7 protein-coding genes are annotated in these 13,687 nt (G+C 67.4%); 3 read left to right on the top strand and 4 right to left on the bottom strand.

Annotated elements, in window-relative coordinates:
* Nucleotides 1–167: 167 nt before the first annotated feature.
* Entirely contained in the window at nucleotides 168–3,119 is a 2,952-nt protein-coding gene (locus AC3DE2_RS00665) for a TonB-dependent receptor plug domain-containing protein (protein WP_488424623.1), read from the bottom strand.
* Nucleotides 3,120–3,507: 388 nt separating this feature from the next.
* On the opposite strand from AC3DE2_RS00665, the gene AC3DE2_RS00660 reads away from it, so the two are divergent.
* Nucleotides 3,508–4,899, top strand: coding sequence for an alpha-L-fucosidase (locus AC3DE2_RS00660; protein WP_488424622.1), 1,392 nt, complete (start codon nucleotides 3,508–3,510; stop codon nucleotides 4,897–4,899).
* Complete coding sequence (locus AC3DE2_RS00655; protein WP_488424620.1) at nucleotides 4,896–6,353, top strand: alpha-L-fucosidase; 1,458 nt, start codon at nucleotides 4,896–4,898, stop codon at nucleotides 6,351–6,353. Before AC3DE2_RS00660 ends, AC3DE2_RS00655 begins: the two co-directional genes overlap by 4 nt.
* 132 nt (nucleotides 6,354–6,485) lie before the next feature.
* On the opposite strand, the gene AC3DE2_RS00650 is transcribed toward AC3DE2_RS00655, so the two are convergent.
* From AC3DE2_RS00650 to AC3DE2_RS00640, 3 genes are read right to left on the bottom strand one after another with little or no spacing between them, the layout of a single operon-like run.
* Nucleotides 6,486–7,997, bottom strand: coding sequence for an alpha-L-fucosidase (locus AC3DE2_RS00650; RefSeq protein ID WP_488424619.1), 1,512 nt, complete (start codon nucleotides 7,995–7,997; stop codon nucleotides 6,486–6,488).
* Nucleotides 7,998–8,037: 40 nt separating this feature from the next.
* Nucleotides 8,038–10,455 (bottom strand): glycoside hydrolase family 3 N-terminal domain-containing protein, encoded by a 2,418-nt coding sequence (locus AC3DE2_RS00645; protein WP_488424617.1) that lies wholly within the window; start codon nucleotides 10,453–10,455, stop codon nucleotides 8,038–8,040.
* On the bottom strand, nucleotides 10,455–12,776 hold the full coding sequence (locus tag AC3DE2_RS00640) for a beta-N-acetylhexosaminidase (RefSeq protein WP_488424616.1): 2,322 nt from the start codon (nucleotides 12,774–12,776) through the stop codon (nucleotides 10,455–10,457). Before AC3DE2_RS00640 ends, AC3DE2_RS00645 begins: the two co-directional genes overlap by 1 nt.
* A gap of 133 nt (nucleotides 12,777–12,909) precedes the next feature.
* On the opposite strand from AC3DE2_RS00640, the gene AC3DE2_RS00635 reads away from it, so the two are divergent.
* Nucleotides 12,910–13,677 carry an SDR family oxidoreductase gene (locus AC3DE2_RS00635; RefSeq protein WP_295379956.1) on the top strand — a complete coding sequence of 256 codons (768 nt, stop codon included), beginning with the start codon at nucleotides 12,910–12,912 and terminating at the stop codon, nucleotides 13,675–13,677.
* Nucleotides 13,678–13,687: the final 10 nt, after the last annotated feature.

Here is a 13,687-nt window from a genome sequence, read left to right as displayed (position 1 = left end):
GCCGGCCGGGAGGCATGAGTCGAATGTCTTCACGCAATGTCCTGGCCCGGGCCATGCAAGTGCCGTCTTTTTGGGATCGCCCGATGCGGTCGGATGCAAGGCAAAAAAAAGGGCCCGGCTTTCGCCGGGCCCCGTCGCATCGGGAGAGACGATGCGATACAGCAGGATTACTTGAACTTGTAGATGATTTCCGCCGCCACTTCGCGACCGACCGGGTCGTCGATGCAGTAGGCGAAGTCGCCGCACCACTTGTCACCGTAGATCTTGTCGAAGATGTTGCTGACGTACAGGTTGAGCTTGAAGTTCTCGGTGAACCAGTAGCCCACGCTGCCGTTGAAGTAACGACGCGGTTCGCGGCGGTTGAAGATGCGCTGGGTCGATTCGCCGTAGGTAGGGCTGGCCGGATCCAGGTCTTCGCAGTTCGCCGCGCCGCTGGGCACGTAGCCATCCTCGAACGGCATGCACCCGCCCCAGCGGTTATCACGACCGCCGGACTTCTGGTACATCATCAGGGTTGCGTTCCAGTTGTCGTGGACCCAGTTGGCGCTCAGGGTGATCTTGGTGCGCGGGTTCTGGGTCTTGCGGGTGTCCTCCAGCTTGTCGGTGGGGAAGCCGCGCGACTTGTAGGTCAGCATGTTGGTGTAGTTGAGGTTGAAGCTCCAGTCGCCCCAGTTGGTGTCCGGGATCAGGTAGCGCGCGTTGACGTCCACGCCGGTGACTTCGGTTTCGGCGCGGTTGATCGGGTTGACCAGGATGGTGACCGAACCCGGGTCGCTGCTGGGAACGCCCGCGGTACGCTGGATGCGGCTGACCACCTCGTTGCACCAGGCGGCGCTCGGGGCGACTCCGCGGACCTTGCCTTCCGGATCGAAACCGTCGCGCGTGCAGTACGCCTCGTCAAGCAGCAGCTGTTCGGCGCTGATGTCGTCAATCAGGTTGTCGACCTTGATCGACCAGTAGTCGGCCGACAGCGAGAAGCCCTTGAACGCATCCCACACGAAGCCCGCGCTCCAGGACTTGCCTTCCTCGTACTTCAGGTCCGGGGTACCGGTGCGTTCCACCGCCGCGTCTTCGATCTTGAAGTCGTCGCGCGGGCACTGGCGGTTCGGCCAACCGGTATCGGCGCAGCCGACATAGTCGGTGAAGTCGGAGACGCCCGAGCTCGGCTTGGCGTAGATGTAGTGCATGTCCGGCGCGCGGAACGAGGTGCCGTAGCTGCCGCGCACAAGCAGGGTGTCGATCGGCCGCCATTCCAGGCCCAGTTGGTAGGTCACCGCCGCGTCGCTGGCCACCGCGTCGTACTTGTCGTAGCGGGTCGCGATGTTGGCGTTCAGGGTGCTCAGCACCGGCACGCGGAACTCCACGCCGGCCGCGTAGCGGTTGCGATCGCCGCCGCCCTGCTCGACATTGCCGAACGGGGTGTACCAGCCGTCCTCGTCCTGGTTGAGAGTCTTGGGATCCGGGGTCAGGCGGTAACCCTGCTTGCCGGCTTCCAGCACCGCGGCGAAGCCGATCGGGCCGGCCCAGCCCTCGAACAGGTCGCCGCTGAGCACGAACTGTGCCTGGTTGAGGTAGGAGCGTGCCTTCTTGTGGCCGCGATCGGAGAACGAACGGAAGTCGTCGACCGAGATCGGATTCCACAGCTTGTTGTAGTCGGGCGTGTAGATCGGCAGGCCATTGTCGGAGGTGCCCTGCTGGGCGCCCATGTAGTAGTCGAACATATCGCCCTGGTTCAGCACCGGGAACGATTCGCGCACCTCGTAGGTGGCGCGGCCGACCATCGCTTCCCAGTCGAACTTGTCGGCCAGGCGGCCACGCAGGCCGACGCTGAAGTCGATCGCTTCTTCGTTCGACTTGGTCAGGATGGCGCCTTCGCCGCCCATTTCCTGCGGCGAGTGGAACTTCAGGAAGCGGCGGCTGCCGCCGGCGCCGTTGTTGACGGTCGGATCCCAGTAGACCGAGCTGTCGAACGCGTCCAGGAAGGTGTTGAAGTCGCCGGTCGAACGCCAGATGCCCAGCGAAGCCCAGCCCTGTACCTCCTCGTTGAAGTCCCAGGTGCCGTGCAGGTAGGCCGAGTCGTCCTTGCTGCCGGTGCGCAGCGCCCAGTTGGCGAACACGCGCTGCGCGCAGTACTCACCCGCGTTGTTGGCGGTGCCGGTGTTGCGGTCATAGCCCAGCAGGTTGGCGCGGTAATACAGGTTGCCGAACTGCTCGCAGGAACCCGAGGGCGGCGCGATGCGTTGGTACGCGGTGCCCAGGCCCAGCGGCACCAGGTTGTCGCGGTCCTGCAGGTACAGGCCGGGATACGGCGTCAGGTGGGCGACGCCGAAGTGGCGTTCGCCCGGGCCCCATACGCGATAGTCCTTGTCGGCTTCCTCGTCCATGAACGGACGATCCTTGGCCAGCAGCACGCCGCGGTTGAAATGCTGCAGGTTGTAGACGACCGAGCCGCGCTCGCCGGTGAAGCCGCCGGACAGCGAGAAGTCCATGTTGTTGCGGCCGCCGCGGGTGGCCTTGCCGTAGCGCACGCGCGCCACGTGCTCTTCCATGTTCTCCTTGAGCACGACGTTGATCACGCCGCCCATCGCGTCGGAGCCGTAAATCGCGGACGCGGAACCCGCCAGGATTTCGATGCGCTCGACGATGCCGGTGGGGATGTTGTTGAAGTTGGCGAAGTTGCTCTTGCCCTGGTAGGGCATCGGATAGTCGGCCACGCGATGGCCGTTGATCAGCAGCAGGCTGCGGCCCGGGCCGAGGTTGCGCAGGTTGATCGGATACGCGTTGACGCTGGACTGGCCCCAGTCGTAATCGTTCTGCACCGGTCCCAGCGCGGCGGTGATGGTCTGCAGCGCGTCGTAGACGGTGGCGAAGCCTTCCTTGCGCATCTGGTCGGCGGAAATCACGGTCACCGGCGCCGGGCCTTCGATCTCGGAGCGCTTGATGCGCGATCCGGTCACGGTGACGGTGTCGAGATTCTTGGCCTTGCCGTCCGCCGTACTCTCGTCGGTCTGCGTCTGCTGCGCCTGTCCGTCCTGCGCGATCGCAGCCAGGGGACAGCTCAGTGCCAACGCCATGGCGGCCGCCAGAACGGTGCGGCGGTTCGAATACAAGCGGTTCATTACTCCCTCCCAGGAAAAACGATTGGTTTAAAGGTCCAGCCTATTGGCACGCGCAAGCCCCCTAGCTCGTGCGCTCCAGGCAAACATAACTTTAAGAAATTCACAAAAATGTGATGTAGTTCTCTTTTTGTACCGATTCAATTTGATGGAACCGTTTTCAAGGTGGAACTGTCATCCTGCTTACGTTTCGTGAGGGGGCCCTCGCCCTCAAAGCCTTTGGCTTCGGGGATTCCAGGACAGCGGGCATCGCCCGCCCCGACACTGCGGCGGCGTGGCGTGCCGGATATCGGCTTGCCGCGATCCCCACGGGCTCACTGAATAGCGCTCTTGCGTGTATGCGGGATGTGATTACGATTGGTCCAGCCTTTGAACCAAACGGATGTTCTGCATGCGCCCTTTCCCGGCACGGCTCCCCCTGCTGCTTTCCCTGTTCGCCCTGCTCGGCGGCGCCTGCGCCGCAATCGCCGCCCCGTCCGCCAGCGAGGCCGGGCCGGCCACGCCCCATGGCGAAACCGCGCAGCAGCATGCCCAGCGCATGCAGTGGTTCGCCGACGCCAAGCTGGGCATCTTCATCCACTGGGGCATCTATGCGGTGGACGGCATCGATGAATCCTGGTCGTTCTTCAACGGCAAGGTGTCGCATGCGGACTACCTGAAGCAGTTGCGCGGTTTCACCGCCGACGCCTATGACCCGCAGGCGTGGGCGCGGCTGGTCCGGCAGAGCGGCGCGCGCTACGCGGTGCTGACCACGCGCCACCATGACGGCGTGGCGTTATGGGATTCGAAGCAGGGACTCAACGTGGTGCGCGACACGCCGGCCGCGCGCGATCTGGTCGGCCCGTTCACGGATGCGCTGCGCGCCAACGATCTGAAGGTCGGCCTGTACTACTCGCTGCCGGACTGGTCGTATCCGGACTACGACGTGTTCACCCGCAAGGAGAAGCGCTACGCCCTGGCCGCCGAGCCGCAACGATGGCAGCGCTTCCTGGACTACTACCAGGGCCAGATCGCGGATCTGCAGCAGCGCTACCGGCCGGACCTGATCTGGTTCGACGGCGACTGGGAACACAACGCCGCCGAATGGCAGTCGGCCCGGCTGCGCACCGACATGCGCGCGCGCAATCCGGGCCTGATCATCAATTCGCGCCTCAACGAGTACGGCGACTACGCCACGCCGGAACTGGGCGTGCCGGTGGTCAAGCCGGCGCAGTCCTACTGGGAACTGTGCCTGACGATGAACCGCTCGTGGGGCTATCAGCCGCGGGACACCGAGTACAAGAGCCCGTACCAGATCATCCAGATCTTCAGCCAGACCCTGTCGATGGGCGGCAACCTGCTGCTGGACATCGGACCGAAGGCCGATGGCAGCATCGATCCCCGCCAGGTGGCGATCCTGGAGCAGCTGGGGCGCTGGACCGGCAAGCACGCCGAGGCCATCTACGGCACCACCGCCGGCATCGGCCTGGACCATTTCGCCGGCCCCAGCACGGTGTCGAAGGATGGCCGCACCGTCTACCTGTTCCTGGACGGTGCGCCGAACGGCGACCTGCTGGTGAAGGGTTTCGACAGCAAGGTGCTGCGCGCGCGCGTGGTCGGCGGCGACCAGCCGGTGCAGGCGCGGGTGCTGGGCAAGTACGACTGGTCCAGGCATCCGGGCCTGTTGTTCCTGAGCGTGCCGAAGACGGCGCTTGATCCCGACATCACCGTGATCGCGCTGGAACTGGAAGCGCCGGTGAAGCTCTATCGCGAAGAATCCAAACCCATCGAGAGCAACGGATGAAACCGCATCGCCTGTTGTCGCTGGCGCTGCTGGGCGCGCTCGCCCTGCACGCTCCCGCCGTGGTCCATGCCGACAGTCCCGGCGACTACGTGGCCGAAACCGATCCGCTCGTCGTGCGCAAGCTGGAGCAATGGCAGGACTGGAAATTCGGTTTCATGATGCATTGGGGCCCCTACAGCCAGTGGGGCGTGGTCGAATCCTGGTCGATCTGCGCCGAGGACGTGGACTGGTGCAAGCGGCCGGACGGCGTGGCCTATGTCGATTACGTGAAGCAATACGAGCATCTGCCGGACACCTTCAATCCAGTCCGCTTCAATCCCGCCGCCTGGGCGGAAGTCGCCAGGGAAGCCGGCACGAAGTACGTGGTGTTCACCACCAAGCATCACGATGGCTTCTCGATGTTCGACACCCGCCAGACCGACTACCGGATCACCGCGCCGAACGTTCCCTACCACGACAATCCGCGCGCCGACATCACCCGCGCGGTGTTCGACGCGTTTCGCGCCAAGGGCTTTGGCATCGGCGCGTACTTCTCCAAGCCGGACTGGCACAGCGACGACTACTGGTGGCCACGTTTCGCCACGCCCAACCGCCATGTCAACTACGACACCCGCAAGTATCCCGAGCGTTGGCGGCACTTCGTCGACTTCACCCATGCCCAGATCGGCGAGCTGACCCGCGATTACGGCCGCATCGACATCCTCTGGCTGGATGGCGGCTGGGTGCGTCCGGGCAATACCCTGGGCGACGCCGCGAACGGATTGACCGGCGTGCCCTGGCCGCAGGACATCGACATGCCGGGACTGGCGGCGATGGCCCGGCGCAACCAGCCGGGCTTGATCGTGGTCGATCGCGCGGTCGGCGGGCGCTACGAGAACTACCGCACGCCCGAGCAGAAGATTCCCGACGAACCGCTGCCGTACCCGTGGGAAACCTGCATGACCCTGGGCGATTCGTGGAGCTATGTTCCCAACGACAACTACAAGAGCACGCACACCGTGGTGCAGATGCTGGTCGACGTGGTCGCCAAGGGCGGCAACTACCTGCTCAACGTGGGACCGCAGCCGGACGGCCAGTTGCCGGCCGAGGCGGTGCAGCGGCTGCGCGAGATCGGTGCGTGGATGAAGATCAACGGCGAGGCCATCTACGCCAGCCGGGCGGTGGCACCGTACCGCGATGGCAAGTTCCGCTACACCCGGATGAAGAATGGCGACGTGTACGCCATCTACCTGCCGGACGCCAACGAACAACGGCTACCCGCGCAACTGGAAATTCCCGGCCCGCCGCCGCGCGCGGGCAGCCGGCTCGCGGTACTGGGCAGCGATGCGGCACTGCAATGGCGGCGCGAGGGCGAGCGCACCATCGCGGTGATTCCCGACGCCGTGCGCGACGCCACCGCCGGTTCGCCGGCCTGGGCGATCCGCCTGCCCGGCGCGACGGCGCGAATGCGCTGACGCGGCAGGGGGAACGAGGTGCTGTGGCGCCCCGGTTCTCCTTTCAGGCGTCGGCGTCGCCGGACGCGCCGAAAACAGCGCGGCGTCCCGGCCTGGGACGCCCGACGTCCGCCGCCGGGAATCGTCCCTTCCTCAATCCCCGTGATGGTCGGGCCGCTCCCAGGCGGCGTCCGCGCTGCGGTGCAGGCCGATGCGGGCGATGCGCGGCGACGCATAGGCATGTTCGATGACCAGGCGCAGTCGTTCGGTGCGCGTGGGCGGCACCCGGTCCAGTTTGCAGTGGCCAATCGTGGTGCCCCAGGTCAGCGGCACCCAGGCACTCTCGCGCCAGGCATCGATGCGGTAATTGGAGACATGCTGGCCGTGGGCGATGGCTTCTTCCAGGCGGATGACGTCGAAGGCCGCGTCCGGCGCAAGCGCCAGTTCCAGCCAGCCTTCCCTCGCGTCGCCGCCCGGCGTCCAGAACGTGTCCGGTTCGCCATCCACCACGTGCGCCGCGCCGTCGCCAGCGCTCGCCTTCGCGCTCGCGCCCCGGGCCATGTCCTTCGCCCGCAGCGTCTCGCGCAGGCGCGCGAAGCCTTCCAGCGCGCGCACGTCGTTGTCGTGGAACAGGCCGTCCGGCGTCGGCGGCACGTTCAGCAGCAGCTTGCTGTTGCGACCCACCGAGGTGAAGTACAGGTTCATCAGGTTCTGCGGTGTGCGTACCTTCGCGTCCTGATCCGCGTGCCAGAACCAACCTGGCCGGATCGACACGTCGGTTTCGCCCGGACGCCAGACCGCGCCGTAGGGATCACCCTGTTGCAGGGCTTCGCCGGTCCACGGATCGTCTGCGCCGGGACGCGGCACCCGCGCCGGATCCACCGAAGCCCAGCAGGTGCTGCCGGCGCTGCCGGTCTCGTTGCCGATCCAGCGCACGTCGGGACCGGCATCGGAGAACATCACCGCCTGCGGTTGCAGTTCCCGCACGGTGCGGTGGATGCGCGCCCAGTCGTACTGCTGGCGCTTGCCGCTGGGGCCTTCGCCGTTGGCGCCGTCGAACCAGACCTCGACCACCGGCCCGTAGCCGGTCAGCAGTTCGGTCAGTTGCTCGATGTAGAAGTCGTCATAGGCCTTGCCCTCGCCGTACACGCGCGCGTTGCGGTCCCACGGCGACAGATAGAAGCCCACGCCCAGGCCTTCGGCGCGGCAGGCATCGGTGAACTCGCGCACCAGATCGCCCTTGCCGTCGCGCCAGGGGCTGCTGGCGACCGAGTGCGCGGTGGTCTTCGTCGGCCACAGGCAGAATCCGTCGTGATGCTTGGCGGTGAGGATCATGCTGCGGAAGCCGCAGGCTTTGGCGGTGCGCGCCCACTGGCGGGCGTCGAGCGCCTTCGGATTGAAGATGACCGGGCGCTCGCTGCCGTCGCCCCATTCGCGCCCGGTGAAGGTGTTCACCGTGAAATGCACGAACATCGACAGTTCCTCGCGCTGCCAGGCCAGCTGCGCGGCGCTGGGACGCGGTCGCGACGTACTCGCGATCGCCGTCGTCGTCTTCGCCGAACGCGCGGTCGCGGCGATGGCCGGTGGCGCCAGCGCGCCGGCCAGGCCGGCCACGCCCGTGCCCAGGAAATTCCGCCGCGTCCAGCGCGGCCATGGCTTGCTCATGCGATGTCTCCTGCGCGCACACCCCGCGGATGCGCCGCACTCATGGTTGTACCTCGAATTCGCCCTGCTGGCGGATGTCTTCCGAACCCGACCCGACCATCACCCGGAAAGCGCCCGGCTCGACCACCCGCCGCATCTGCCGGTTCCACAACGCAAGATCCTCAGGACCGAGCCGGAAGCGCACGGTGCGGGTCTGGCCGGGCGTCAGCTGGATGCGCTCGAACCCGCGCAGGTTCTTCTCGTAGGTGGTCACCGATCCGACCAGGTCGCGGGTGTAGAGCTGGACCACTTCGTCGCCCGCGCGCGATCCGGCGTTGCGCACCTCCACGCTCACCTCGACGCTGCCACCGGCCGGAATACGTCGCGGATTGATCCGTAGGTTGGCGTACTCGAACGTGGTGTAGCTCAGGCCATGGCCGAACGTGTACAGGGCGCCGTTGACGCGCGACTTCTCCCCTTCCCACTGCGCGTTCGGCTTGGTCGGGAAATTGAAGGGAATCTGCCCGGCGCTCTTCGGGAAAGTCACGGTCAGCTTGCCGCCGGGGTTGTAGTCGCCGAACAGCGCGTCGGCGATGGCGATACCGCCGTGATCGCCCGGGAACCACGCCTCCAGGATCGCCGGCACGTGCGCGTCGGCCCAGTTGATGCTCATCGGCCGGCCGTTGATCAGCACCAGCACCACCGGCGTGCCGGTGGCATGCACCGCGCGTAGCAGCTCCAACTGCCGGCCGGGCAGATCCAGGCTGGTCCGGCTGAGGCTTTCGCCGACCGTGCGATCGCCATCGCCCAGCACCACGATCGCCACGTCGGCGCCGGTGGCCGCGCGCACCGCTTCGTCGATACCGGCCTGTTCGGCGGCGCTCAACGGTTCGGGCAGGATCTCGATGGCGGGCCAGTTGTCGCCCGCGATGTCCACGCCCTTGGCGTAGCGCACCTCGGCGCGCGTTCCCAGTTTCCGCCGCACGCCTTCCAGCACCGTCACCACGTGGCCGCCGGAGGGGCCGTAGTGGCGGTGGGAATAGCGTCCGTCGTCGGCGTTGGGGCCAATCACCGCGATCGTCTTCAGATCCTTGCGCAGCGGCAACGCGGCATCGGCGTTCTTCAGCAGCACCAGGCTCTCGCGCGCCGCCTGCAGGGCGACCGCGCGATGCGCTTCCGAATTCACGATGCGCGCCGTGGTGTCGGCGTCGGCCACATAGGGGTGATCGAACAGGCCGAGGGTGAACTTCACCCGCAGCACGTCGCGCACGCGATCGTCCACGGTCGCGATAGACAGTGAACCGTCGGCCAGCGCCGCGCGCATCGGCAGCACGTAATCCTCCGGCGGGGTGAAATTGGTGCGGATGTTCAGGCCGGCCTCGGCCGCCTGCCGCACCGCGTCCTTCGCATCGGCGGCGACGCCGTGCTTGGTGTGCAGGAATTCCACCGCCTCGCTGTCGGAGACCACGTAGCCACGGAAGCCGAACTCGCCGCGCAGGCGTTCGGTCAGCCAGTAGCGGCTGCCGGTGACCGGCACGCCGTCATAGTCGTTGTACGAACTCATCACGCCCAGCAACCCGCCCTCGCGAATTGCCGCGGCGAACGGCGGCAGGAAGATCTCCTCGACCTCGCGCGGCGCGACCTGCGGATCGGTGCGCGCCATGCCCTCGCGCGCGCCCTTGTTGGCGCTGTAGACGGCGAAGTGCTTGGCGGTGGCGGCGACGGTGAAGTCCTGCTGCAGGCCTTTCACCATCTCCACGCCCAGGCGCGAGACCAGATGGGGATCCTCGCCGTAGACCTCTTCCATCCGGCCCCAGCGCTGATCGCGCGCCACGTCCAGGATCGGTGCATAGACATTCGTGTAGCCCAGCGCGCGCGCCTCCAACCCGGTGATCCGGCCAATCCGGCGCACCAGCGCGCGGTTCCAGGTGTGGCCAATGCCCAGCTGGCTGGGAAAACTGGTCGCGCCATGCGCCTCGACGCCACGGATGCCCTCGTTGGTGAAGTCGACCGGAATGCCCAGCCGGGTCTGCTCGATGAAGAACCGCTGCACCTCGTTCATCGCCCACACGTGCCGGCGCAGGTCGGTGGCGTACACGCTTTTCCTGCCATCGCCCCAACCGTTGTGCATCTCGTCGATGTTGCCGATGCCGTCCTTCCACAACGCGGTCTTCCATTGCGCGGTCGGCAGCGGATCCTTCAGCACCCGGCCATAGCCGTACAGCGTCGCCAGCTGCGCGGTCTTTTCCTCCGGGCCCATGCGCGCCAGCAGGTCTTCCACCCGCGCGTCGATCGGTGCGCGGGCATCCTCGTAGACGTCCTTGCGGCCGTTCTTGTCCAGATCGATCCAGCCGTCGCGGTAGATCGCCGGCGTCGGTGCGAAGACCGGCGCGGGATCGGCATCCTGCGCCTGCAGCCGCATGCCCGTGACTGCGGCCAGCAGCGCCATCGCCAGCGCGCTGCCGGTCACCATGCGCATCAGGGCGCCTCCGCCGCGGGCCGCAGCTCGACCCGATCGATCGCCCACAGCACGCGCCGGTGATCGCCACTGAACCTCAGGCACAGATCCTGCGCGCCGGTCATCTTCGGCAACGCGACGTCCACCCGCTTCACCGCCGTCTCCGTGGCTTCCACCCGCGCGCTCGCCACCGGCGCGCCGTCGCAGCCGCCGACACGCACCTGCAGGTCCACCGGTCCGGCCGGCGGCAGCACCACGCCCACCGAATCGCCGCCGAACTGGAAGTTGTAGGGCAGGTCCAGCACTTCGGCGCTGAGCGCGGCGATGCCGTCCAGCGGCGCCTGCTTCCATTGCCAGCAGGGCGTGCCGATGTCGACCGGCACCACCGCGCGCTCGCCTTCCCGCGGTTCGTCATCCTCCAGCCGCAGCACGTAGCTGTCCTTGCGGCAGGCGTCCAGGTATTCGGCCTCGCGGGTGCGCAGCGTGCGCGCATCGACGCGCAGTTCGCGCGGCGCGGCCAGCGGCTTGCCCTGGAAGAAGGCATTGGCCTTCACCGTGGTCGGCAGCGCCACCTGCAATGCCTGCTGGTAGCGCGGCGACTGCGCGGTCGGCTCACTGCCGTCGGTGGTGTAGCGCAGTTCGCCGAAGCCGGTCTGGTTGAGCAGCGTCACCTGCGCGCCCTGGCCTTCGGCGCGCGCGCGGATGCGCGCGGCGAAGGCGCTGTCGGCGGCGCGGATGCCGGCGCGCTGGAAGCGCCGCATCTGCGGGGCCAGCCGTTGCAGGAAGCCGTCCCAATCACGCGTGGCCTTGGGTGACCAGGCAATCTCGGCCAGCGCGGACAGGCGCGGGAAGGCCATGTGTTCGACCCGCGGTTCGGTGCGCACATGCTCGGTCCACAGGTTGGCCTGGGTGCCCAGCACGTGCTTGGCCTGGTTGGCGTCCAGTTCCGGCGGCACCGGCTCGAAGGCGTACACCTTCTCCAGCGTGGTGGTGTAGTCGTGGCCCGGCGGTTCGTCGGATTCCTCCGACTGCATGCGGTTGATGTAGGTGACGTTGCTCGGGCTCAGCACCACGTCGTGGCCCTGGCGCGCGGCTTCCACCGCGCCCTCCATGCCGCGCCAGGACATCACCGTCGCTTCCGGCGGCAGCCCGCCTTCGAGGATTTCGTCCCAGCCGATCAGGCGGCGGTCGTGCGCCACCAGGAAGGTCTCGATGCGCTTGATGAACCAGCTCTGCAACTGCATGTCGTCGGCCAGGCCGAGCGCCTTGCGGCGGGCCTGGATGCGCGGCGAGTTGCGCCACTGGTACTTGTCGGCCTCGTCACCGCCGATGTGGATGTACTGGCCGGGGAAGATGTCCATCACTTCGGTCAGCACGTTCTGCAGGAATTCGAAGGTCGGATCCTCGACGCCGTACAGCCAGGTGTTGACGCCCCAGTCGGGCGAGACCGGCGGCGCCTGGCCGGTGGCGCCGAATTCCGGGTACGCCGCGATGGCGGACTGCGCGTGGCCCGGCATCTCGATTTCCGGCACCACCGTGATGTGGCGCTGGCGCGCGTACTCGACGATCTCGCGGGCTTCGGCCTGGGTATAGAAGCCGCCGTAGCGCACCGGCTTGCCGTCGGCGCCCTGCCCGGCCTTGCCGGCCGGAATGCGCCACGCGCCCACTTCGGTGAGTTTCGGATAGCGCTTGATCTCCAGGCGCCAGCCCTGGTCGTCGGTCAGGTGCCAGTGGAAGACGTTCAACTTGTGCCGCGCCATCTGGTCCAGCAGGCGCTTGATCTCGTCCACGCTCTGGATGTGCCGCGCCGAGTCCAGCATGAAGCCGCGCCAGCCGAAACGCGGCGCATCGGCGATGCGTACCGCCGGCACGCGCACCGGCAGGGTGTCGGCGGTGGTCAGCAGTTGCCACAGGCTGACGCCGCCGTAGAACAGGCCGGCGCCGTCGCGGGCGGTGATGCGGATGCCCTGGGCGGAGACGTCCAGCGCATAGCCTTCCGGCCGGCTCTCGAGCTTGGCGTCGGTGGCGAAGACGATGGCGGGTCCTGTCGCCGACTCGACCTGGCGCAGGGAGACCCCGGTGCCCTCGCGCAGCATCGCGATGAATTGTCCGGCAGCCGCCTGTGCGCCGGGATCGGCGGCCGCGGCCACCACCGGGGTGCCGGGCTCCACCACGAAATGGCCCTGGCCCGAGGCGGCCTGCGCGGGCGCCGGGATCAGCGGTGGCGGGGTTCCCGCGGCAAATGCTTCCACGGGCTTGGACCCCGGACCCGAATCGCCGGCCGGACCGCCGCAGGCCGCCAGCAGCAGCAGGACCGCCCAGCCGATCGCCTTTCCCGCCATGACGGCGCTCGCCGCCCCCCATTTCACCTTCGTCTGTTCCATCATTGGGCCCCTCCGCCAAATGCCGGGTTGCAAGTTTCAGACTTCACGATAGCATTGGTCCAACCACTAGGCCATTAGCTTCGGAGCCGCCATGCGCCTGCAAGGCAAACTCGCCCTGGTCACCGCCGCCGGTCAGGGCATCGGCCGCGCCACCGCGCTCGCCTTCATCCGCGAAGGCGCGCGGGTGATCGCCGCCGACATCGACCAGGAAGCCCTGCAGCGGCTGCGGGTCGAGGCCGGCGAGGCCCTCGTGCCGCTGCGCCTGGACGTGACCGACACCGCCGCCATCGCCGCGCTGGCGCAACAGCATGCCAGCGCGGGGGATGCCGTGGACGTGCTGTTCAACTGCGCCGGCTTCGTCCACAGCGGCAGCATCCTGGACGCGGGCGAGGCCGACTGGGACATCGCCTGGCGCCTCAACGTCGGCTCGATGTACCACCTGATCCGGCAACTGCTGCCCGGCATGCTGGCACGCGGCGCCGGCTCGATCATCAATGTCGCCTCGGTCGCCTCCAGCATCAAGGGCGTGCCCAACCGCTTCGTCTACGGCACCACCAAGGCCGCGGTGATCGGCCTGAGCAAGGCGGTCGCCGCCGATTTCGTCGGCCGCGGCATCCGCTGCAACGCCATCTGTCCGGGCACGGTCAGTTCGCCTTCGCTGGAAGCGCGCATCGCCGAACAGGCGCGCCAGCAGGGCAGTTCCGTCGAAGACGTGCAGGCCGCGTTCGTCGGCCGCCAGCCGATGGGCCGGCTGGGCCGTCCCGAGGAAATCGCCGCGCTGGCGGTGTACCTGGCCAGCGACGAATCCGCATTCACCACCGGCACCACGCACGTGATCGACGGCGGTTGGATCAACTGAAGGAAACCTG

It is taken from the genome of Pseudoxanthomonas sp. 68-E7, assembly GCF_057773145.1.
The sequence above is the reverse complement of the archived record's forward strand: the minus strand, read 5'-3'. Positions and strand labels throughout refer to the sequence as shown.